This window comes from Streptomyces sp. NBC_01410 (assembly GCF_045040195.1).
In the GTDB taxonomy this organism is placed as follows: domain Bacteria; phylum Actinomycetota; class Actinomycetes; order Streptomycetales; family Streptomycetaceae; genus Streptomyces.
This window is the reverse complement of the sequence record NZ_CP109530.1, coordinates 641,417-663,882: the sequence shown is the minus strand read 5'-3', so window position 1 is coordinate 663,882 and position 22,466 is coordinate 641,417. Positions and strand designations below refer to the sequence as shown.

General features: G+C 67.6%; 18 protein-coding genes. 5 read left to right on the top strand and 13 right to left on the bottom strand.

Annotated features, from left to right (window positions below; translation table 11 throughout):
- Nucleotides 1-114: 114 nt before the first annotated feature.
- The gene (locus OG741_RS03085; protein WP_405594858.1) at nt 115-1,092 is read left to right on the top strand and encodes a glycosyltransferase family 2 protein; all 978 of its coding nucleotides are present in this window, start codon (nt 115-117) and stop codon (nt 1,090-1,092) included.
- On the opposite strand, the gene OG741_RS03080 is transcribed toward OG741_RS03085, so the two are convergent.
- A complete protein-coding gene (locus OG741_RS03080) occupies nt 1,067-2,569 on the bottom strand; it encodes a DUF6056 family protein (RefSeq protein ID WP_405594856.1) in 1,503 nt (500 codons plus the stop codon). The two genes, OG741_RS03085 and OG741_RS03080, sit on opposite strands and share 26 nt — an antisense overlap.
- Nucleotides 2,570-2,692: 123 nt before the next feature.
- Here OG741_RS03080 and OG741_RS03075 point away from each other — a divergent pair, with 123 nt between their 5' ends.
- Complete coding sequence (locus tag OG741_RS03075; protein ID WP_405594854.1) at nt 2,693-3,586, top strand: alpha/beta fold hydrolase; 894 nt, start codon at nt 2,693-2,695, stop codon at nt 3,584-3,586.
- Here OG741_RS03075 and OG741_RS03070 read toward each other — a convergent pair.
- The 5 genes from OG741_RS03070 to OG741_RS03050 form a co-directional block, all read right to left on the bottom strand.
- Complete coding sequence (locus OG741_RS03070; protein ID WP_405594852.1) at nt 3,583-4,599, bottom strand: ABC transporter ATP-binding protein; 1,017 nt, start codon at nt 4,597-4,599, stop codon at nt 3,583-3,585. The genes OG741_RS03075 and OG741_RS03070 overlap by 4 nt on opposite strands.
- Nucleotides 4,600-4,625: 26 nt before the next feature.
- Nucleotides 4,626-5,729 carry an ABC transporter ATP-binding protein gene (locus OG741_RS03065; RefSeq protein ID WP_405594850.1) on the bottom strand — a complete coding sequence of 368 codons (1,104 nt, stop codon included), beginning with the start codon at nt 5,727-5,729 and terminating at the stop codon, nt 4,626-4,628.
- Nucleotides 5,726-6,736, bottom strand: coding sequence for an ABC transporter permease (locus tag OG741_RS03060; RefSeq protein WP_405594848.1), 1,011 nt, complete (start codon nt 6,734-6,736; stop codon nt 5,726-5,728). The genes OG741_RS03065 and OG741_RS03060 overlap by 4 nt, the downstream gene beginning before the upstream one ends.
- Nucleotides 6,737-6,844: 108 nt before the next feature.
- A complete protein-coding gene (locus OG741_RS03055; protein ID WP_405594846.1) occupies nt 6,845-8,608 on the bottom strand; it encodes an ABC transporter substrate-binding protein in 1,764 nt (587 codons plus the stop codon).
- Between the two features lie 40 nt (nt 8,609-8,648).
- Nucleotides 8,649-9,644: an ABC transporter permease gene (locus OG741_RS03050; protein ID WP_405594844.1), complete on the bottom strand. Its 996-nt coding sequence runs from the start codon at nt 9,642-9,644 to the stop codon at nt 8,649-8,651.
- A 360-nt stretch (nt 9,645-10,004) separates the two neighbouring features.
- Between OG741_RS03050 and dnaK the strand changes: the two genes are divergently transcribed.
- Nucleotides 10,005-11,885 carry a molecular chaperone DnaK gene (dnaK, locus tag OG741_RS03045; protein WP_405594842.1) on the top strand — a complete coding sequence of 627 codons (1,881 nt, stop codon included), beginning with the start codon at nt 10,005-10,007 and terminating at the stop codon, nt 11,883-11,885.
- Nucleotides 11,886-11,984: 99 nt separating this feature from the next.
- Here the strand turns inward: dnaK and OG741_RS03040 are convergent, their stop codons facing one another.
- The 3 genes from OG741_RS03040 to OG741_RS03030 form a co-directional block, all read right to left on the bottom strand.
- The gene (locus OG741_RS03040) at nt 11,985-13,436 is read right to left on the bottom strand and encodes an FAD-dependent oxidoreductase (protein WP_405594840.1); all 1,452 of its coding nucleotides are present in this window, start codon (nt 13,434-13,436) and stop codon (nt 11,985-11,987) included.
- Nucleotides 13,433-14,617: an MAB_1171c family putative transporter gene (locus OG741_RS03035; RefSeq protein WP_405594838.1), complete on the bottom strand. Its 1,185-nt coding sequence runs from the start codon at nt 14,615-14,617 to the stop codon at nt 13,433-13,435. The genes OG741_RS03040 and OG741_RS03035 overlap by 4 nt, the downstream gene beginning before the upstream one ends.
- A 424-nt stretch (nt 14,618-15,041) precedes the next feature.
- Nucleotides 15,042-16,241 (bottom strand): MAB_1171c family putative transporter, encoded by a 1,200-nt coding sequence (locus tag OG741_RS03030; RefSeq protein WP_405594836.1) that lies wholly within the window; start codon nt 16,239-16,241, stop codon nt 15,042-15,044.
- 593 nt (nt 16,242-16,834) lie between these two features.
- On the opposite strand from OG741_RS03030, the gene OG741_RS03025 reads away from it, so the two are divergent.
- Nucleotides 16,835-18,583, top strand: a complete 1,749-nt coding sequence (locus OG741_RS03025; RefSeq protein WP_405594833.1) for a S8 family peptidase — start codon at nt 16,835-16,837, stop codon at nt 18,581-18,583.
- Between the two features lie 103 nt (nt 18,584-18,686).
- On the opposite strand, the gene OG741_RS03020 is transcribed toward OG741_RS03025, so the two are convergent.
- The 3 genes from OG741_RS03020 to OG741_RS03010 form a co-directional block, all read right to left on the bottom strand.
- Nucleotides 18,687-19,205, bottom strand: coding sequence for a DUF3592 domain-containing protein (locus tag OG741_RS03020; protein WP_405594831.1), 519 nt, complete (start codon nt 19,203-19,205; stop codon nt 18,687-18,689).
- Nucleotides 19,206-19,333: 128 nt separating this feature from the next.
- Complete coding sequence (locus OG741_RS03015; RefSeq protein ID WP_405594829.1) at nt 19,334-19,756, bottom strand: hypothetical protein; 423 nt, start codon at nt 19,754-19,756, stop codon at nt 19,334-19,336.
- A 74-nt stretch (nt 19,757-19,830) separates the two neighbouring features.
- Nucleotides 19,831-20,460, bottom strand: coding sequence for a TetR/AcrR family transcriptional regulator (locus OG741_RS03010; RefSeq protein ID WP_405594827.1), 630 nt, complete (start codon nt 20,458-20,460; stop codon nt 19,831-19,833).
- A gap of 66 nt (nt 20,461-20,526) precedes the next feature.
- Here OG741_RS03010 and OG741_RS03005 point away from each other — a divergent pair, with 66 nt between their 5' ends.
- Nucleotides 20,527-21,183: an O-methyltransferase gene (locus OG741_RS03005; protein ID WP_405594825.1), complete on the top strand. Its 657-nt coding sequence runs from the start codon at nt 20,527-20,529 to the stop codon at nt 21,181-21,183.
- Here the strand turns inward: OG741_RS03005 and OG741_RS03000 are convergent.
- Complete coding sequence (locus tag OG741_RS03000; protein WP_405594823.1) at nt 21,167-22,393, bottom strand: damage-control phosphatase ARMT1 family protein; 1,227 nt, start codon at nt 22,391-22,393, stop codon at nt 21,167-21,169. The genes OG741_RS03005 and OG741_RS03000 overlap by 17 nt on opposite strands.
- Between the last annotated feature and the right edge of the window lie 73 nt (nt 22,394-22,466).

The window sequence follows — 22,466 nt, the reverse complement described above, 5'->3', positions numbered from 1 at the left end:
TCGGGGCCCACGGCGAGTGCGGGGAGGCAACCTCCGCGGCCTGCCGACCATCCTCCATACGCGACGAGTTGCACCGCTACGCAGCCCGCCCCGCACCTCAGCGCATGGAGAGAGATGACAACGGTCCATACATCGGTCGTCGTACCCTGCTTCAACGAGAGTGAGGTGATCGGCGCCTTTCACGCGGAACTTGTCGCCGCTCTCGAGCCCACCGGGACGGTCTTCGAGATCTGCTACGTCGACGACGGCAGCAGCGACCGGACCCGTATCCACCTCCTGGACCTTGCGGCCGCCGACCCTCGCGTGCGCTACACCTCCTTCAGCCGTAACTTCGGCAAGGAGGCGGCGATGCTCGCCGGGCTGAGGATGTCCTGCGGCGAAGTGGTCGTCCTCATGGACGCCGATCTCCAGCATCCTCCGGAGCTCGTGCCGCGCATGCTGGAGCTGCACCGGCACGGCTTCGACCAGGTCATCGCCCAGCGCGACCGGTCAGGAGAAGGCCCTGTCCGCAGGACGCTCAGCCGGGCGTACTACGGTCTCGTGCGCCGGTTCATGGAGGTCGAAATCGTCGACGGGGCAGGCGACTTCCGGCTCCTGTCGCGCCGCGCTGTCGACGCCGTCCTCTCCCTCCCGGAGAGCAACCGGTTCTCCAAGGGGCTCTTCTCCTGGATCGGCTTCGACACCGTCAGCTTCACCTACCAGAATGTGCAGCGGGCGGCAGGGCAGTCCAAGTGGGGCGGCCGGCATCTGCTCAACTACGGCATCGACGGTCTGCTCTCCTTCAACAGCCGCCCTTTGCGCATGGCGATCCACACCGGACTCTGGCTCTTCCTTTCCGCCGTCTGCTACGCACTGTGGATCATCGCGAACGTCCTGCTCGACGGTGTGGACACCCCGGGCTACGCGACCCTGATCACCGCCATCGTCGCCCTCAGCGGCATCCAGCTCGCCACGCTCGGTGTCATCGGCGAGTACGTCGGCCGCATTTACCACGAGGCCAAGAGGCGGCCCCACTACGTGGTCCGGGAGACCAACACCTCCCGCGCGGCCGCCTCCGCCCGCGAGCTCACGGACGCCGCGTCGCGTCAGTGACCTTGTCCAGGTGGTAGTAGTCGGCGACACACTGCGCCGGCCAGATCCTGCGGCCCTGGTTGCTGAACGGCTCCAGCATCTGGGCGACCGAAACGGGCGTGTACGGCGCGACCTTGGCGCCGTGTGCCGCCTGCTCGCGCAGATACCGGTCCTGGCGGTCCCACTTCTCGGCCCGTACCTGCATCGCGTCCCCGAGCCCGTTCAGCGGACCGACCAGTCCCAGCACCGCCAGGGCGCACACCGCCGCGGCCGCAAAGGACGCCACGCCAGTACGCCCCACACGCTGCCGAAGCGAGCGCCCGATGAAGGCACCTGCGCCGACCAGCAGCATCACGTAGAGCAGGAGGTAGTCGTTCCATGTGCGTTCCGTCGTCACGACGTCTGCTCCGAAGACGGGATACGTGATGACGGTGCACAGGTAGCCGGAGACCAGGAAGGCCGCGGCGCCGAGACTGGTGAGCAGCACAGGGCGGCAGGGGAGCAGGGCCGCGGGCCGCCGGGCGCGGCCGCGTGCCAGCAGGCCGAGGAGTACGCCGGCGGCGACTGCTCCGGTGTACTGCCAGGTGGTCAGGATCGTCTCGAGGATCTGCCCGTACCCGCGCAGGGAGCCCAGCAGCGATTCGGGGGCGAGCATGGACGCGCGGTCGGCGCCGTAGTGCTCGCGGCGGTTGCGTGACCCGGGAGACGTCATCAGCACGACGGTGCCGACGACGATGCCGGCCATCCCGAGGAGCGACCAGCGCCGTGCGAAGGCCCTGACCCGTACGGCGAAGACGCGGTGCGCGAACAGCACCACACAGGACAGCACCACCAGCGCGACGACCGACGCCTCCTCGGAGAGCGTGCCCATGAAGACGCCTGCCGTGAACACGACTGCCAGGGCGGCCATACGGCTGCGGCGGCCACCTGCGCGCAGCAGCGGGATGACGACAGCACAGGCGAGCACCGGTGCGACGGTGTGCGAGACGGAGGCCGCGGGCCAGTAGAACGTCTTGTACGTATTGGGCGTCGCGAAGAGGAACACCGCCGTGATCATGGAGGCCACGAGCAGGGGGAGACCGCGCGGCACCTCCAGGTCGGCCCTGCGCAGGAGTTGAACCGCAAGCGCCCACAGCAGCGCCAGCATGAGCACGCCGCTGATCAGCCCGAACCACTGGTGCCCGGCGACCGGGAACCGGGCGTAGAGACCCACCAGCAGACCGTTGCCGACCCGTCCATTGTCGGTGAAATAGAACTTGCCGATCAACCCGGATATGCCGTGGTCGCGCACGCTCGGCAGGAAGCACCACTCGTCCGCACTCGGGCGCACGTACCGGCCGATCCACGACGCCATGACGAGCAGACCGAGGGGCAGCAGCGACAGTGCCAGGGGCCAGGCGGTCCGCCATGACGACGAGGTGCCTCGGCCGCCGATACCTCGCTCATCACGTGACTCGTGGTCCCGCTCTTGTGTGACGCTCGATGAATCGACGGCCATATCAACATTGCCTTTCGGGAAACGACTGGTGCGAATCCCTAGAGGCGATTCCGGGATGTGCCGTTCCACTGCCGGCGGGCAACCCAGTTGCCCTGTCCGAAGGCTGCTGACAGGGTCTTGGCCATGCCTACCTTCTCCGCCCCTGACGGAACCGAGCTTGCCTACCACGTGTCCGGTGGCGGCGCTCCTGTGGTCTGCCTGCCCGGGGGGCCGATGCAGGCCTCCGCATACCTCGGCGACCTCGGCGGCCTTTCCGCGCACCGGCAGTTGATCATGCTGGATCTCCGGGGCACCGGCCAGTCCGCGATACCCGAGGACGCCGCCTCCTACCGTTGCGACCACCTTGTCGCTGACGTGGACGCTCTGCGCGAGCACCTCGGCCTGGAGAAGATGGACCTGCTCGGGCATTCCGGCGGCGCGAATCTGGCCGCGCTGTATGTGGAACGCCACCCGGAACGGGTCAGCAAGCTCGCGTTGATCACGCCGGGTCCCATGGCCGTCGGGGTCGCGGCCTCAGGAGACGTCCGGCGCGAGACTGCGCAGCTCCACAAGGACGAGCCGTGGTTCCCCGCGGCGTTCGCGGCCTTGGAGGCGATCATTTCCGGCAAGGCGACGGACGACTCCTGGCAGGCCATCGCGCCCTTCGCCTATGGCCGCTGGGACGAGGAGGCTCAAGCCCATCAGGCTGCTGAGGCCGGGCAGAAGAACATGGCGGCGGCGGCCGCCTTCGGCGCCGAAGGCGCATACGACCCGGCAGCCACCCGGGCCGCACTCGCCCTGTTCGAGGCGCCGGTATTGCTGCTCGCCGGAGAGGGCGATCTGAATTCTCCGCCTCCCGCGATGGCCGAGTTCGCCGGGCTGTTCCCGAACGCCGAGCTCGTCATTCAGCCCGGAGCCGGACACTTCCCGTGGCTCCACGATCCCGACCGGTTCGTGGCGACTGCCGCGGCGTTCCTGGGACAGGCAGCCGCGACTGGGCATCAACCGCGCGATAGCGCCCCACTGGACACTCCCTAGTCGGCTTCGTCAGAGATGTTCTCCGGGAAGTGGCAGGCCACCAGGTGTCCCGACTTCAGCTCTCGCAGCGGCGGTTCCTGCATCCGGCAGATGTCCTGCGCCTTCCAGCAGCGGGTGTGGAAACGGCACGCGGGCGGTGGGTTCACGGGCGAGGGCACGTCGCCGGTGAGGAGGATCCGTTCGCGTTTGGTGCGGCGCTCGGGGTTCGGGACGGGGACCGCGGACATCAGTGCCACCGTGTAGGGGTGCATGGGCCCGCTGTACAGCGACTCCTTGCCGCCGATCTCCACCACCTTTCCCAGGTACATCACCGCCACCCTCGTGGAGACGTGCCGGATGACCGACAGGTCGTGCGCGATGATCACGTAGGTGAGGCCCAGCTCCTCCTGGAGATCGTCCAGCAGGTTGACCACCTGGGCCTGGATGGAGACGTCCAGCGCCGATACCGGCTCGTCGGCCACGATCATCTTCGGCCGCAGTGCCAGCGCCCTGGCCACGCCGATTCGTTGCCGCTGGCCGCCGGAGAACTCGTGCGGGTAGCGGTTGTAGTGCTCGGGGCTGAGCCCGCACAGTTCCAGCAGGTCCTGGACGGCGCTTTTCACTCCGTGCTCCGTCTCCACCTTCTGCAGCCGGAAGGGGGCGCCGACGATCGTGCCGACGGTGTGCCGGGGGTTGAGGGAGGAGTACGGATCCTGGAAGATCATCTGGATGTCCTTACGCAGGGGCCGCATCGCGCCCGGCGACAGGTGCGTGATGTCGTGCCCCTCGAACTCGATCTTCCCTGCGGTGGGCTCGAGGAGCCGGATGATCAGCCGCCCGGTCGTGGTCTTGCCGCAGCCCGACTCACCGACCACGCCCAGCGTCTCCCCGGGCAGCACGCTGAAGTCGATGCCGTCCACGGCCCGCACCGCGCCGACCTGACGGCGCAGCAGGCCCTGGGTGATGGGGAAGTGCTTCACCAGTCCCTGGACGTTGAGCAGGGGCTCGTGATCGGTGGTCTGCGTGGGACCCATGAGTCCTCCACCTCCTTCGTCCGGCCTCACAGCCGGGGCGCCACTTCCTTGGCGAAGATCCGGCGCCGTTCCTCGGGCAGCAGATGGCAGGCCACGAGATGGCCGGTGCCCGACGCGTCGGTGAGCTCGGGGACCTCCGTGAGGGACTTGTCACCGTTGCGGTCGGCAAAGGGGCAGCGCGGGTGGAACGCGCATCCGCGCGGCAGTCTGATCAGGCTCGGCGGGTTTCCGGCGATCGGGATCAGCCGCGCCTGCATTTCGCGGTCCATGCGCGGCATGGAGCCCAGCAGGCCCCAGGTGTACGGATGCTCGGGCGCCGTGAACAGCTGCTTGGCCTGGCCCTTCTCCACGCACTTGCCGGCGTACATCACCAGGATGTCGTCGGCCAACTCGGCCACCACCCCCAGGTCGTGGGTGATGATGATCACTGCGGAGCCGAACTCCTGCTGCAGCTCGCGGATGAGGTCCAGGATCTGCGCCTGGACGGTGACGTCGAGTGCGGTCGTCGGCTCGTCCGCGATCAGCAGCGAGGGATCGTTGACCAGAGCCATGGCGATCATGGCTCGTTGGCGCATACCGCCGGAAAACTGGTGCGGATAGTCGTCGACGCGGGTCGCGGGCTGGGGGATGCCCACCCGTTCGAGCATCTCCACCGCCCGCAGGCGGGCCTCCTTGCGGCTCGCTTTGGGGTGGTGCACCCGGTAGGCCTCGGTGATCTGGGCGCCGATTGTGTAGAAGGGGTGCATCGCGGTCAGCGGGTCCTGGAAGATCATCGCCATCTTGCGGCCCCGCAGGTGCTGCACGCGTTCGGGAGGGGCGGAGATGAGTTCTTCGTCGTCCAGCCAGATCTCGCCGGAGATCTTGGCCTTGAGCGTGCGGTGCAGGCCCATGATGCCCAGTGAGGTCACCGATTTGCCGGACCCGGACTCGCCGACGATCCCCAGCGTCCGGCCGCGCTCGAGCTCGAAGGAAATGCCGTCCACCGCCCTGACCAGGCCGTCGTCGGTGTCGAAGTGGATGCGCAGGTCGCGAACTTGGAGAAAGCCGGTACCGGGCGGGGCGCCGCGGCCAGCCTCCACACCGCCGATGGGCACCCCCATCGGCGGCTGTTCGCGAGGTTCGCGGCTCATGAGTACCTCACCCGGGGGTCGACGGCGACGTAGAGCACATCCACCACGAGGTTGGCCACGACGATGAAGAAGGCGGCCAGCGTGGTCACGGCCATGATCTTCGGCAGGTCGTTGTCGGTGATCGCCTGCACCGCGTACTGCCCGACGCCGGGCAGCGAGAAGGCGGTCTCGGTGAGTACGGCGCCGCCGAGCAGCAGACCGATGTCGAGGCCGAAGATCGTGATGATCGGGGTGAGCGCGGAGCGCAGACCATGCTTGATGACCACCGTCCGTTCGCTCAGCCCCTTGGCTCGTGCGGTGCGGATGTAGTCCTCGCTCATCGTCTCCAACATGCCTGCCCTGGTGAGCCGGGCGTACAGCGCCGAGTACAAGAAGGCGAGGGTGACCCAGGGCAGCACCAGATTCTTCGCCCACATCAGCGGGTCCGAGGTGAAGGGCACGTACTGCAGGTTCGGGAAGATCGACCACTTGTAGCTGAACAGTGCCAGCGAAACCAGCGCGGTGAAGAAGATCGGCAGCGAGACGCCTGCGAGCGCGATGCCCATGGAGAGCCGGTCGAAGATCGAGCCGCGCTTGAGCGCCGACAGCACGCCGATCGACACACCGCTGATCAGCCAGATGATCGCCGCCCCCACCGCCAGTGACAGCGTCACGGGGATGCGTTCGGTGATCTGCGGCCAGACCGGCAGGTGGCTCTTGAACGAGTAACCGAAGCACGGCACCTGGCAGTAGGACGCGTCTGGCCCGTAGTGGAACGTGCGGCCGGCGAAGATCCCGTGCACGAACTGCCAGTACTGCGTGTACAGAGGCTGGTCGAAGCCGAGGTTCTTCTGGACGGCGGCCAGCGCCTCAGGACTGGGGTCGCGGCCGACGTACTGAGCCGCCAGCTGGGTGCTGGTCTCGCCGGCCAGCCGGGGCACCAGGAAGAAGATCGCGAAGGTGATGGCCGTTACGACGAACAGCAGGATCACCGCCGCCGCTACGCGCCGGATGATGTACGCACCCACGGTTGGGCGGCGCGGCCCCTGCCGGCCGGACCTCGGCCCGGTCGGCGGGCGCCTCGCCCTTCACCTCCTCAGCTCCTCCGTTCCGGTACGGTGGGCGTCCGCCACGGGCTACTTGACGCCTACGTTCAGGTAGTCGTACATGCCGTAGGCCGGGGTGACGAACACATTGGTCGCGTCGGCCGGGCGGTAGAGCGGGCCCTTGCGGTACAGCAGAGGCACCAGGGGTGCCTGCTGCATCGCTGCCTTGTCGATGTCACCCCACGCCTTGATGCGGGCCGCGTTGTCGGTGTTGCCGATGGCCACGTCGAGCATCTTGTTGATGGCGGGGTCATTCAGCTCGGACAGGTTGCTGTTACCGGACGCCTTGATGGCCGTGCCGTCGATGATCTGCTGGAGGAAGCCGTAACCGGTCGGCCAGTCGGCGGCCCACGCCATCATCATCAGGCCGAGGCCGTGCGAGTGGACGAACGCGGGAGCGCCCGCGTTGTCGGTGAAGTACTTGCCCGACGGGTACTGCTGGATGCCGACGTTGACCCCGATCTTCTTGAGCGATGCCTGGACGGCCTGGGCGATCGCGACTTCGTTGGGCCGGTCGGCCCGGGCGGAGAGGTTGGTGGAGAAGCCGTTCGGGTGACCGCACTGGCTGAGCTCGTTCTTGGCCGCGGCGAGGCCCTCCGGCGAGTTCGCTCCCTTGTTGCCAGGGGTCTTGTACAGGTCGTACGTGACATGTCCGGAGACCGTGGGCGGCAGGATCGTCGTGGCGATGTCACCGCGGATGTCGCCGCCGGTCGCGGTCTGCGCGGAGACCTTGTCGATGGCGTACTCCATCGCCTTACGGCAGTGAACATTGTCGAACGGCTTCACGGCGGTGGATATCGCCACATAGGCTAGGGCGCCATTCTGCGCGTCGTCGACGTGGCCTTTCTGGGTCGGGTTGGTGAGGACGGTGGCCTGGGTCTGCGCCGCTATGCCTGCGCCCGCGATGTCCAGCGTCGCGTTACCGGCGATCAGGTTCTGGTCGATCGTGGTCTGGGCGATGTTGAACTGGACGGTGATCTTGTCCGGGAGCTGCTTGCGGATCGGGTCGGATGATGCGTTCCACTGCGGGTTCCTCACCAGCGTTGCGCCCTTGCCGTCCTGGTAGCTCTGGAACATGTACGAGCCGGAGGAGATCACGTTCTTCACATAGTCCGAGCCGGTGTCCTTGGCCCGCGGGACCGGAGCCGTCTGCGGACTGCTGACCAGGTAGTCGAAGTCAGCGAACGGCTGGCTGAGGTGGAACACGATGGTGGTGTCATCAGGCGTCTCGATGGACTTCACGTCGCCGGTCTTGTCCTTGTACGGCCCCTGGTACTCGGGGGTGTTGTTCACCAGATACGCGTTGAAGTACGTGGGCCCGTTGGACAGGACCTCGGGCGCGTAGTTGCTGCGCTCGATGGCGTACTTGACGTCCTTGGTCGTGATCGGTGTGCCGTCGGAGAACTTCAGGCCCGGACGGATGTGGTACGTCCAGGTCTTGCCGTTGTCACTGGGCGTGCCGAGCTCCGCCGCGAGGTCCGGCACGAGCTTCAGACCAGCGTTGCCGGGTGCCGGCTGGAAGGTGGTCAGCGCCCTCGCGTAGATCCGGGAGAAGTCCCACATGAAGGCGTAGTAGGTGTTGCCGGGGTCCATCGAGTCCGGTGTGCTCGACAGCTGGTACGCCACTGTCCCGCCCTTGTGGTCGGAGGGATTGACCACGCCGGTGATGCCGGCGTTGTAGGCGGGGGCTTTCTCCGTCGATCCCCCACCGCCATTGCCTCCGCCGCACCCTGACACAACCAGCGCCGCGACTGCGGCCCCCGCAAGAACGACTGTGGACTTTGATGTCCTCATGACGAGCTCCCCTCGCCTGAGACGGGATTCGGTACGCGCATCACTTGCTCCGCGGGTCCAGGGCGTCCCGGAGTCCGTCGCCGAGCAGGTTGAATGCCAGGACAGTGATGAAGATCGCCAGACCCGGGACCAGCATGAACCACGGATCCGCCTGGTAGAGGCTGATGGCCTGGTTGAGCATGCCGCCCCAGGACGCCTGCGGCGGCTGGATGCCGACGCCGAGGAAGCTCAGACCGGCCTCGAAGAGGATGTTCGTCGGGATCAGCAGCGTCGAGTAGACGATGATCGGTGCGACGAGATTCGGCAGCAGTTGCTTGAACAGGATGTGCGGCCCCCGGGCGCCGAGGGTGCGTGCCGCGTCGACGAACTCGCGCTCGCGCAGCGAAAGCGTCTGGCCGCGAATGATGCGGCCCATATAGGGCCAACTGAAGAAACCGATCACGAAGATCAGCACGCTGATGTGGAGCGTCAGCCCGTGCAGTCCGAAGGCGCCGCCCTGCAGCGAGGCTGACAGCGCGATCGCGAAGAGCAGCAGCGGGAAGGCCAGGAAGATGTCCATGAGGCGGCTGATCACGGTGTCGACCCAGCCCCCGTAATAGCCGGCGGCCACGCCCAGCACCGTGCCGAGGGTCACCGACAGCACGGTCGCGCCGAACGCGACCGCCAGCGACACCCATGCGCCTTCGATGATCCGCGCGAGCAGGTCGCGGCCGAACTGCGGCTCGACGCCGAGGGGATGGTCCCAGCTGATCCCGCCCCAGGCCCCCTTGGGCCTGAGCAGCACCGGGTCGATCAGATTCTGGTGGAAGGCGTTCGGATCGAGCTTGAAGACGGATTCGATGACCTTGGCGAAGACTGCCAGCACCATCAGGCAGAGAACGACGATGCCGCCCGCGACCGCGACCTTGTCACGCTTGAACCGCATCCACGCGATCTGCCCGAGCGACCGGCCCTCGATCGCCTCGCCCATCCCGGACAGCACGGACTCCGGCTGCGCCTCGGCGGCTGAGCCGGTGACCTCTATGGGGGCCGTCATGGCGGTGCACCCCCTGTCCGGTGGTGACCGGTTCCAGGTGCAGCCGTGACGGACGATGGCCCGGTGGGCGGTGATCATCCATCCAGCACCGGTCCGAAGGGTCGCCAGACCAGGGCGGATCAGAACGCCTCATTATAGGTCGAATTAGGCGAAAGAGATGTAAATAGAAGGGGAGAAGATTACCTGCGGCGCACCCAATGACACGAGGGGGTCGGAGCGGCGGGGTTGCCTATATGCCCTGAACGGGGACATCTTGACAGGCGCACGATGACGTCTTAAGCAGGATCTGAGGAGGTTTGCTCCATATCGGCAGGTGAGAGCACCTGTGACCTGCACGGACGGCTGGGTGAGGAGAAGGCCATGGCGCGCGCGGTAGGTATCGACCTGGGAACCACGAACTCGGTGGTCTGCGTTCTGGAGGGCGGTGAGCCCACCGTCATCACCAACACCGAGGGCGCCCGCACGACCCCGTCGGTGGTCGGCTTCGCGAAGAGCGGCGACGTACTGGTGGGTGAGGTCGCCAAGCGGCAGGCGGTCACCAACATCGATCGCACCGCACGGTCGGTCAAACGCCACATGGGCGAGGCGGACTGGCGTTTCCCCGACAGCGGCGACATCGACGGCAAGCGCTACACGGCGCAGGAGATCTCCGCCCGGGTACTCCAGAAACTCAAGCGCGATGCCGAGGCGTACTTGGGCGAGGACGTGACGGACGCCGTCATCACTGTCCCGGCGTACTTCAACGACTCCCAGCGCACCGCCACCAAGGAGGCAGGCGAGATCGCGGGCCTGAAGGTGCTGCGCATCATCAATGAGCCGACCGCGGCCGCGCTGGCCTATGGCCTGGACAAGGAGAACGACCAGACCATTTTGGTTTTCGACCTCGGTGGCGGCACCTTCGACGTGTCGCTGCTGGAGATCGGCGAAGGGGTCGTCGAGGTCAAAGCCACCAATGGCGATACGCACCTGGGCGGTGACGACTGGGATCAGCGCATCGTGGATCATCTGGCCAAGCAGTTCAAGAACGCGTACGGCATCGACCTGTCCAAGGACAAGATGGCCACGCAACGGCTGCGTGAGGCCGCCGAGAAGGCGAAGATCGAGCTGTCGGCGGCGACCGAGACGAACATCAACCTGCCGTATCTGAGCGCGTCGGCCGAGGGCCCGCTGCACCTGGACGAGAAGCTCACACGTTCTCAGTTCCAGCAGCTCACCGAGGATCTGCTCGAGCGCTGCAAGACCCCGTTCCACAGCGCGGTGAAGGATGCGGGGATCAAGGTCAGCGACATCGACCATGTGATTCTGGTCGGCGGCTCGACCCGGATGCCCGCCGTGACCGAGCTCGTCAAAGGGCTCACGGGCAAGGATCCGCACAAGGGTGTGAACCCGGACGAGGTCGTCGCCATTGGCGCTTCGCTGCAGGCGGGTGTCCTCAAGGGTGAGGTCAAGGACGTCCTGCTCCTCGACGTGACCCCGCTGTCCCTGGGTATCGAGACCAAGGGCGGCATCATGACCAAGCTGATCGAGCGCAACACCACGATCCCGACCAGGCGCTCGGAGATCTTCACGACGGCCGAGGACAACCAGCCGTCCGTGCAGATCCTGGTCTATCAGGGCGAGCGTGAGATCGCGGCGTACAACAAGAAGCTCGGGATGTTCGAGCTGACCGGTCTGCCGCCGGCCCCGCGCGGGGTCCCGCAGATCGAGGTCGCCTTCGACATCGACGCCAACGGCATCATGCACGTGACCGCGAAGGACCTGGGCACGGGCAAGGAGCAGAAGATGACCGTCACCGGCGGCTCCTCGCTGCCGAAGGACGACATCGACCGGATGGTCCGCGAAGCGGAGCGGCACGCGGAGGAGGACCACCGACGCCGCGAGGCCGCCGAGTCCCGCAACCAGGGCGAGCAGCTCGTCTACCAGACCGAGAAGTTCCTCAAGGACAACGAGGACAAGGTCCCCGGTGACGTCAGGACCGAGGTCGAGACCGCGCTCACCGAGCTGAAGGAGAAGCTCAAGGGCGAGGACACGGCCGAGATCCGCACTGCGACCGAGAAGGTCGCCGCGGTCAGCCAGAAGCTCGGCCAGGCGATGTACGCCAGGGCGCAGGCCGAAGGCGCCCCCGCCTCCGGCACCCCCGCCGGCGAGCAGGCCAAGGCCCAGGACGAGAACAAGGCTGAGGACGAGGTCGTCGACGCCGAGATCGTCGACGACGACAAGCAGGAGGGGAGCGCGGGATGAACCGCCCGGATGACGTTCATGGCCTCCCCGGCCCGCAGCGACATCGGCGACCACGTCCTGCGCCCCCCACAGGTGGCGGTCGCCGAACCGCGGTCCGACTCAGCGGTTCTCCGCGACCGGCGTGGCGCCCGAATCGCGGTCGCCGGGTTCCAGCGCTGCGAATTCCTCGTTGGTGAGGGGCGGTTTCTCCAGTTGCGGTCTGCGGGGACCGCGCAGGGCCGAGAGGATCACGCCGGGGCGGACCAGGCGCTCGACACCGGCCTGTAGCGTCATGACGTCGCTGAGCGCCTTGGCCATGTAGAAGGAGCCGGTGGCCGTCTCGATGAGCCGGTTGACGTAGCGGCTCAGGACCCGGTCGACCGCGTTGGGGGTTTTGCCGCGCGAGCCGGGGAAGTAGATGTCCTGTCCGGTGGCGAGGGTCCACGCCGCGCTCGTGGGCCGTGAGATGGCGCGCTGGGCCCGGCCGGCCAGGCCCGGGGCGGAGATTCCTGTCCGCCGGAGCTCGGCGCGCAGTGCGAGGGCGCCCAGCGCGGCGACGGACATGCCGTGCCCGTAGACGGGGTTGAGCGCGGCGACCGCGTCGCCGATCGCCACGTAGCCTTCGGGGGCCTTCTTGAGCTTCTCGAAGAGGCGGCGCCGGTTGATGGTGCTGCGCGTCACGACGATGTCGCTCAGGGGCTCGGTCCGGGAGAGGATGTCACCCACCAGGGGATGCCGGACGCCACGGGCGAAGTCGAGGTAGGCGGAGTCGTCGTCGGTGGGCTCACCGCCGCGGGTGCCTGAGAGGCTCACCAGCCATCGCTGGTCTTCGATCGGGATGATCGTGGCGACCTGTCCCGGCTGGGGGAGTCGGGCATCGGCCTGGATATTGACGACCGGGAATGCCTCGGTGCCCTTCGGGGCCCGGTAGACCCGGCTCGCATACACCACGCCCGCGTCGATGGTGAGCTCGCGCACGGGGCCGACCCCGAGGTCCTTCAGCCAGTGCGGACCGCGGGAGGAGCGGCCGCTGGCGTCGACGACGAGGTCGGCGTCCAGGCGCTGCTCGGATCCGTCCGTCAGCCGGACGCGGACTCCGTCAACGCGCCCCGCACTGCCGGTCAGACCCAGCAGTTCGGCCTGGGACAGTACCCGGATGCGCTTGTCGCGCAGGACCCGGTCGCGTATCGCCCAGTCCAGGAGGTCTCGGCTGCAGGCGATGAGATAGTGCGATTCGGGCCAGCGCCGGTACCAGCCCTCCGGCGAAAGCGACACCATGTCGGTGGGCAGGGCTATGCGCCGGGCGCCTGCGTCGCGCAGCTGGCTCATCACGCCCGGGACGAGGGTCTCGATGGCGTCGGCTCCACCGGACCACAGCATGTGGGCGTGGCGTGCCTGGGGGAGACCCTTTCGCGGGGCGGGCCGGCTGGGCAGCAAGTCGCGTTCCACGACGGTGACTTCGTCGACGTGGGAACTGCAGGCCGCGGCGGCGAGCATGCCGCCGAGCCCTCCTCCGATCACCACGGCCCGGCGGGGGGCGCCGGCCCGGCGGGGTCTGGAAGGTTCGCTCATGGGGTGCTGCTCTCAGTCAGGGCCGCACGGCGGCACGCTTCATGGACGAGTGGCGAGCGGCGCACGGCATGGGACATCTGCACGAGATCGTCCGCTGTCCTGGACGGCTGCCGGGCCCTTTCGGGCGTGGCGAGGCTGTTGCGGCCCGGGTTCGCTGCCTGTGCCGTGCTGGCCGCCGCGATCATGGCGGCGTCCGCCACGCTCTGTGCAAGATCGTCTGTCTGTCCCTGCGCCAGTGCTGCGGCGTAGGTGTCGGTGTGGATGCTGTGGTCGAAGTAGGGCGTCAGGGCGAGAATCCGGTCGTGGATGGCGGCCTCGCGTTTCATGAGGCGCAGGTCCAGGGACGCCCATCGCCCGATGGTCACGCTTGCCGACATGGAGCTGGCCGCGCTGTTCAGCGCGCGGGCCAGGTACCCCAGCCGCCGGTAGCGCACGGCGCTGCTCCAGCCGACGCTGATCCGGTGACCGATGAGGGGGAAAACGAAGCCGGTGCCGATCAGGAGTGCGGACACCTGCGCCAGGGGCGGGGCGACGTTGGTGCTGAGCCCGTCCCAGTCGTGGCCGGCCCAGCGGGCGCCCATGGCGGCGAACTTGACGCCGTCGAAGCCGAGGTTGAGCAGATAGCCGAAGACGATGAGCCTCAGTCCGTACCGCAGCATGCGTCCGACGCGCCGTGACCACCGCCAGCACAGCACCGTCATGACGACGGCCGCGACCGTGTGGGCCAGCAGATACAGGACGATCATCTCGCGGATGAACGGCGTGTTGGCGTAGTACGTGTCCAGGTCCCGTAGCCGTTCCACCGGCGCGTCCCCGAGCGCGAACAGGACGATCAGCGCCACGACCACGAGGCTGTAGGCCGCAATGCTGAGGCGGGAGGTGCGTCGGGTCTGTTCGGGAGGCCCGCCCCGCCAGTTGATGACGAGGACCAGGCAGGCGCCGCTGAACGCGGTCAGGATGCAGTAGACCAGCGGTGCGGAGAAGTTCGGTATCCCGGTGATGCGGTTCACGGCCGCGATCGTGGACGGTGCGGCGAAGAGAAAGACGAAGCTGGCAACCAGCAGCAGGCCGGACACCGAGCGCAGGAGCGTGTCGTCCGGGTTCCGGCGCAGGGCGGGCAGCTTCAGGAGAAAAGCCGTGAGCATCACTGCGCCCGGTATGTAGAAGCTCAAGCCCTCCATGGTCGGCCGACCTCCTTCGCGAATCGTAGGTGATGAGACGAACTGCCCCGTCCTGCTTGGCTGGTGGGGCGTTGCCTGAATGGTGCCAGGGCTAGGCCGTGTTCTAGAACGAGCGCCGTCCGCCCGTAGGGCTGGGCTCGCGGCGTTTGGTGCGTGCAATCGCAAGGCGGTGGGGGCACCCCCGGACGAAGTCTGGGGGAGATCATCCTCGTACTGGACGTACTTGGATGAATCCGACAACGCAGCGAGTGTGCGTGCCAGACGCCGCGAGCCAGGCGGGAGTTCTAAAGCACGGCCTAGTGGCCGGACCACACTCGTCGTGACTGTCCTCACGACGCGGGCCGGCGCTGCGCGGTCAGCAAGACGAGGCCTGTCGGCATCGGAATGCGCCGTCCGTCGGCGCGCGGCGCACCCTTGGGTCGTCTCATACGGACAGACCTTCAGGACTCGCTGCCGGCCGACGGGCAGCGGCGACGACGGGCGACGTCGCGAAGGCACGCGACACCCGCGCCAGATGCCGGCGGCCCGAGCCGATCGCCGCGCTCAGGCCGGGCCCGGAAGTATCCGACGCAGTCTCATGTGGGTGCGGCTCCTGGCGGAGACCGGCGTGCAGGGTGGCGGCCACCATCGCGGCCACGGCGATGACCTCTGCGTCCTCGGCGGACTTGCCTCGCTCCAGTGCTGCGTCGTAGGCCCTGACGCGTGCCGTGGTGTCGAAGTACGGGGCCAGGACGAGCAGCATGTCGTAGATCGCCGCTTCTCGGTGCGTCACGCGCAGATCCAGCGACGACCAGCGGGACAGCCGCAGAGACACGGTGGAGCCGCTTGATGTGGCCCGCAGCTCGCGCCAGAGGGGCCCCAGCCATCGGTAGGCACGCCAGGCGTCCCAGGTCTCCGACAGCCGGGGCGCCATGAGCGGAAGCAGGAAGCCCACAGTGGTCAGCAATGCCCCGGCCGAAGCCACCGGTGGCGCGATGCTCGTGCTCCAGACGTCCAGATTGTTGCCGGTCCACCGGGCAATGACAGCAATGAACTTGGCGATGCCGAAGCCGAGGTTGAGCAGGAACCCGACCACCAGAACCACCAGGCCCGCCCTCAGCCACCGGGTTACCTTGCGCGACCAGCGCCAGCACAGTGCCGTCACCATGACAGCGGACACCGTGTGACCGGCCAGGTAGACCAGGATCATTTCGCGGATGTAGGGCGTCGTGGCGTAGTGCGTGTCGAGGTCCCGCAGTCGCTCCTCGGGAGCGTCTCCCAGCGCGAACAGGACGAACAGAGCCACGATGACAACGCTGTAGCCGGCGATCCAGACGCGGACGGTGCGACGGATTCTTTCCGTAGGGCCGCCGCGCCAGTTCACCAGCAGTACCAGAGAGGCACAGCTGAAGGCGCACAAGATGGCGTAGACCAGCGGCGCGGAGACATTGGGGATGCCAATGACGCGGTTGACGACCGTGATCGTGGGCGGCGCGGCGAAGAAGAACCCCGCGCCGGCCATCAGGATCAGTGCGCACACCGAGCGCACCAGGGGATTGCGCCACCCGTGCCGCAGCGCGGGCACCTTCGCGGCGAACGCGATGCCCAGAGCTGCAGCGGGATAGTAGTAGTCCGTCCCGTTCATGCCTCAGCCCCAGAGCTCGCGGCGCCCCGGGGAAGCCTGAATCCGCCCCCTCCGCTCACCGGTCTCCCCGTCCATAGCCGTCGTCAACGATGCAGCCTCCTACCGGAGTCCACGTCCTGCAATCGCGCCCTGTACGCGGTCCGGAAGAACGAAGGATCGTCGCCCGGCGGCGCCGTTTCCTTTGCTTCTGGCCTACTTGACGTTGCTGAGCACGATGATCTCTCACCTGTCACCTTCCGACAAACATCATCTTGGGACGGTGCAAGAGCCTGAGGGGGTTCGAATGCGGATAGGGGTGACATGGGGAGACATATGCGCGTCGACGGGGGTCCAAGTCTCAGCCGCTCACCATCGAAGCCGGGCCCCCGATCGCACCGGAACCTCGTACACCGTTTTGCGGGACGGCGGATTCGTGGCCAATCGCCCTTCCTGCAAGGGCACTTGTGTGATCGAACTCTTCCCATGTGGGGCCGATTTCTGACATCTTGCGTTCACCACTTCCCACACTCGGCCCGGTAGGCGCCACCAGCGCCACCGGGCTCTCGGAGGATGCCTTGCATACCCTCATATCCAGCCGACTGAGACGCTCGGTCGTGGCCGCTGTTGCCCTTGGAGCGGCCGTCGTGTTCGCGACTCCCCTCGGGGCGGCGCACGCCGCCCCGATCGCGTCCGAGACCTCAGCGGCCTCCGTAACGTCCCCCGCCGCGTGGGCCGCCGGTACCCGCGCCTACCTGGTCATCACCGCGCCGGGCGACAGCTCGGCCGTACGGACGGCCATCACGAGCAACGGCGGCACGGTCTTCGCGAACTACGACGCGATCGGCGTGATCGTCGCGCACTCGACCTCCTCGGCCTTCGCCGGCACCATGCGCGGCGTCAACGGCGTCCAGATGGTGGGCGCCACCAGGACCTCGGACGTACCGGCCGATGCGTACAGCCCCGCGCTGCCCGCGACTCCCACGCAGGCCACGACCACCCTCACCGAGTCCAACCGCTGGGACATGACCCAGATCAAGGCCGACAAGGCCTGGGCCGTCACCACGGGCTCCCCGGCCGTCAAGGTCGGCGTCCTCGACACCGGCGTCGACGATCTTCACCAGGACATCGCGCCGAACTTCAACGCCGCCGACTCGGTCTCCTGCGCGTACGGCAAGGCGGACACCCGCACAGGTGCCTGGCGACCCTTCGGCGACCACGGCACGCATGTGGCGGGCACGATCGCGGCCGCCAAGAACGGCAAGGGCGTCATCGGCGTCGCCCCGAGCGTGAAGATCTCCTCGGTCCGGATCGCCGAACCGAACACCAGCATGTTCTTCGCCGAGAACACCGTCTGCGGGTTCATGTGGGCCGGTGACCACGGCTTCAAGGTCACCAACAACAGCTATTACACCGACCCGTGGATGTTCAACTGCCCGGACAACGCCGACCAGGCGGCCATCATCGAGGGCGTCAAGCGGGCTCAGGAGTACGCGGAGAACAAGGGCTCGCTGCAGATCGCGGCCGCGGGCAACTCCAACTACGACCTGGCCAACAAGCGGACCGACACCTCGAGCCCGAACGACTCCACCCCGGTCACCCGCACCATCACCAATGCCTGCATCGACATCCCCACCGAACTGCCGGGCGTGGTGACCGTCGCGGCGATGGGCAACGGCAACGTCAAGGCCTCGTACTCCAACTTCGGCCGGAGCATCATCGACGTCGCGGCCCCGGGCGGCGACGGCGCATCCGGTGTCTACTCGACGCTGCCCGGCGGCAAGTACGGGACCATGAACGGCACGTCGATGGCCTCCCCGCACGTCGCGGGTGTGGCGGCGCTGCTGGCGAGCACCGACCCTGCCGCCACGCCGGCCGACCTGCGGGCCAGGCTGTCGTCCCAGGCCACCGACACCGCCTGCCCCTCCGACAGCCGTTGCACGGGCACGACCGCCGTCAACAGCTTCTTCGGCGAGGGCCAGGTCGACGCGCTCAAGGCCGTCGGCGGCACCCCGCCGCCCGGCGCGTACTTCGAGAACACCGCCGATGTCGCCATCGCCGACAACAGCACGGTGGAGTCCCCGATCGCCGTGACCGGCGTCAGCGGTAACGCACCGGCCACGCTCAAGGTGGGCGTGGACATCAAGCACACCTACCGGGGCGACCTCGTGCTGTCCCTGGCGGCCCCCGACGGCACGGTCTACACCCTGGAGGACTTCCCGAACAACGACGGCACCGACAACGTCGCCAAGACGTACACGGTGAACGCCTCTTCGGAAGTGGCGGCGGGAACGTGGAAGCTGCGCGTCAGTGACGTGGCCTCCCAGGACATCGGCAAGATCGACGCCTGGAACCTGACCTTCTAGCACGCGCGTACAGGGTCCCGGGTGGAGCTGTTCGAGGTTCCCCCCGGGACCCGGTTCCGATCGCCGGCGACGCCATGGTCGTTGGGCTTCTGCTGGGCAGAACCTAGGGTTCGGAAGTCCAGTACTGCCCGGGACTGGTCTCGCCGTCATCGGCCGACGAGTCCGTGAACACAGCGAGACCGAAGCCGATCGCGGCGAAGCAGAGGCCCATGAACGTGAAGACGACCAGCACCCCGACGGCGAGGCACGAGGCGACTCCCGGCCCGGGCGACGCCCCGGCCGGCACCGCCCGCTCAGGGCGCTGCGGCAGATACCGCACGGGCACGATGTCCCCTGCCACATACGGCTGCGGCGAGGCGATCTCGGCCCGCACATCCCGCCCGTCCGACGTCCGGAACTCGAGGATCAGACGCCGCTGGCTGTGCCCAAGCCCGTCCGGGGAACGCCGGTGCACAACGAACGTGTCCAGACACTGAGCCTCGGCCACCAGCCCTTCGCGCAGGGTCCGCCTGTACTCGGCAGCCCTTCGCACCATCCAGGTGAGCATCCCGATTCCGAGGGCGGCAAACAGCAGCCCGAGGGCCCCGAATACAAGCCCGAACGCCCCATCCACAGCAGACATCTCGCATACCCCTCCTGACGGCGGGCCGGCCCCGCAAACCCTGCACGCCGGGCCGACGACGCCGGTGAAGATGGAAAGCGGGGCGCAGCGGTTCCCATTCCCGGTACTCGCAAGCCCTGATCTGCGGTCTACCTGGCCAGCAACGCCGCAAGGTTGGTGGCGGTCTGCTCGCCCGCCCGCTGCTTGATCAAGCCTTCCTTGGCAGCCGCACGAAGCCTGACCTCCGAGTTGGTCTCCCCGCCCCTTTTCACCAGCGCAGTGACCAGGACAGGGTTCATGCCGCCATACCCGCCGCGGGCAAGAACACGGATCGTCTGCTGGTCCGGGCCAGGTTCCACCGGCAGGGGATCGACTGTTCGTCCCGCTCGCCCGAGCACACGGACGACGTAGGCGACGGCCTCTTCGAAGGGCAGGGGGACGACCAGGTCGATCTCCCCAACGTTCTTCTTCATCAGCTTGGCCACGAACCTGGTCAAGCGACCGCCGTCCCCGGCAAACGCAGCCACAGCTGCAAGCTCCTCGGCCAGGATCTCATCCTCGCTCTGGTACACGCGCCCCCCACCCCGTTGCTTCCTGTCTGCGCTCTTCATGCAATCAGTTGCTGGACGCCCACGAGGGCGTGTTGTCACTGCGTACGGCGGAGAAAAGCGTCGACCAGCCGGTCGGTGAAGTCCTGGCCGATCGCCTCGTCCGTCACCAGGACGCGGTAGTAGAGGGGGCCTACGAGCTGGTCGGTCTCGGCCGCCAGGTCGAGGTCGGCGGGCAGTTGGCCCCGCCGTACGGCGCGTTCCAGAGGCAGCCGGTCGCGGCGCCGCTGTTCGTCGAGGTACCTGGCCCGGAAGTCCTCTGCGAACGCCGGATCGTGCTGCGCCTGTGCGATCAGGGCTTTGAAGACCGCTCCGGAGTCGGACTGGCCGAGGAAACAGGCCAGTTGACGCAGGTGGGCGCGTACGTCGAGGGCGATGTCGCCGTGATCGGGCGGGATCAGCTCCTCGGTCATGTCCTGCAGGAAGGCGTCGACAAGGACGTCGGTCTTGGTGCTCCACCAGCGGTAGATGGTCTGTTTGGCGACACCGGCTCTCGCCGCGATGCCCTCCATGGTGATGCCCGCGAAGCCCTTCTCGGCGAGCAGGTCGTCGGCCGCCTCCAGGACCGCTTGCCGGGCCTTTTCGCTGCGCCCGTGCCGGTTGCCGTGGTGCCCCCGCCCCGGCCGGCTGGTGGAGCTGTCCTCTGCGGTTCCTGTTGCGGGTCCCATGTCGCCTCCCTGGTCTCAGGTTAGCGACTCTAGACTCAACGCAACGGTGCGTCTATTCTAGTGTTTATGACGATCACTCACGCACTCGCCGACCCCCGGGTCGAGGTCGCCCTCAGCCGGATGTTCGCGCAAGCCGCGCACGACGAAGCCACCGAGGCGCGCGTGCAGGCACAGCGGCCGGGAGGCTTCGGAACGCCGCAGGAACACGCCGACGCCGCGGCGGAGATCTACATGCCGATCTCCGCCGCCGGCGGGCAGTTGCTCTACAACCTGGTCCGGGCCGTCCGGCCTGCCACGGTCATCGAGTTCGGCATGTCCTTCGGGATCTCCACGCTGCACTTGGCTGCCGCCGTGCGGGACAACGGCGCCGGACGCGTCATCACCACGGAGCTGAGCAGGGACAAAATCGCCGCAGCCCGCCGCACCTTCGTCGAGACCGGTCTGGCCGACGTGATCACCGTGCTGGAGGGAGACGCCCGCGAGACTCTCGGCGGCATCGACGGCTCCGCGGACTTCGTCCTGCTCGACGGCTGGAAGGACTTGTGCCTGCCCGTACTGCGCCTGCTCGAACCGCAGATGAAGCCCGGCACCCTTGTCGTCGCCGACGACGTCGACCTGAGCAGTCTGCAGCCCTATCTCGACTACGTTCGCTCCCCGGCGAACGGATACCAGAGCGTGACCTTCCCCGTGGAGGACGGCATGGAGATCAGCTGCCGCCTCTGACGGCGGGCCGAGCGGTCTCGTTGACCGCGACTTGAACGAGGGCATGTGTGCCGCTGGTACGCCAGGCGCTGCCTGTTGCCTCCAGCTCCGTCAGCGTGTTCGGGGCGAGGCCGGTGATGACGTCGGACTTCAGCGTCCGTAGTGCGGCGACCGGCCCGGGGAAGTACGCGGTGACCTCTGAGAAGGGAGTGGTGGCAGGCCAGTGGCGGTCGCCGACGAGCCGGCGGTAGTTCAGGTCGCCCTTCATGACGGTCAACGTTGCCGAGGCGAAGTCCTGCCGGAGCTCGACCGGCATGTCCGTGTAGGGGAATGGAGCGCACGCGAAGGGATGGGCGCGCAGGACGAGACGTCCGTCGGTCACCGCCTGCCGCAGCCGCTCACCGATCTGCGAGGCTCGTCCGGAAGCCGCGGACATACTTGCCAGGCAGTCGAGCACGTCGGACGTGGTGGCGTCGGAGACGTAGTACGGATACGGCTTGATGTGCAGACTCACGGACGAGGCGCGGTCCGTGGCGAGCAGATGGTCGGCGAGCACCAGATCGGGCAGCAGCTCAGGCCCGGCGTTGTCGGCGACCAGGCATACCTTGCCCGGTCGTCCGCTCTTCAGCAGCTCCCAGAGCGTCGCCGTGTCGTCGACGACGAGCCCTGTGACGCGCTCGCCCAGACCGGACTTGCCGGTCGACAGTTGGAAACCGAGGTCGGCCCTGTTCCCCCACAGGGACGCGTGCAGCAGTGCCGTGTCCTGTTCTGCTCTCGGCAGGAGGGGAGTCTTGTCGAGGGCAGCGAGCTCCGAATCGACGGTCGTACCCGTGAGTTCGGCGCGTTTGAAGGGTGCGAACGGGTCGATGCCCTGCCACGGCCCGGGCGCGAAGTAGCCCAGTGCGGCCAGCAGCTTCCGGTAGAAGTAGCTCTCCGCCCATAGGAACGGCACGTCTGCCCAGCGACGCCCGATGTGGCCCTCGCCCCACTGCCGCCACAAAGCGGCATCCGGTTCGGCGGCGTCGAGAGCCTCGATGACGCCGCCCTCGTCGATCTCGCTCAGCAGGGCATCCAGTGCGTACTGCGCTTGAACGGGATAGGCGGTCGCCTTGCGTACGCGCTCGATCAGGGCGGGGTGCCGCTCATGCAGTACGCCCCAGGCGAAGGAGCCCGCGATGTTGCTGACTACCACGGGGGCTTGGCCAGCGTCGGCGGGGTGTGGCTGCGACATGCTCGACGGGCTCCTTCGCATAGTTCAAGTGTCGGGCACCACCCGCTCAAGCCGAAGCCTGAGCGGGCCGAAC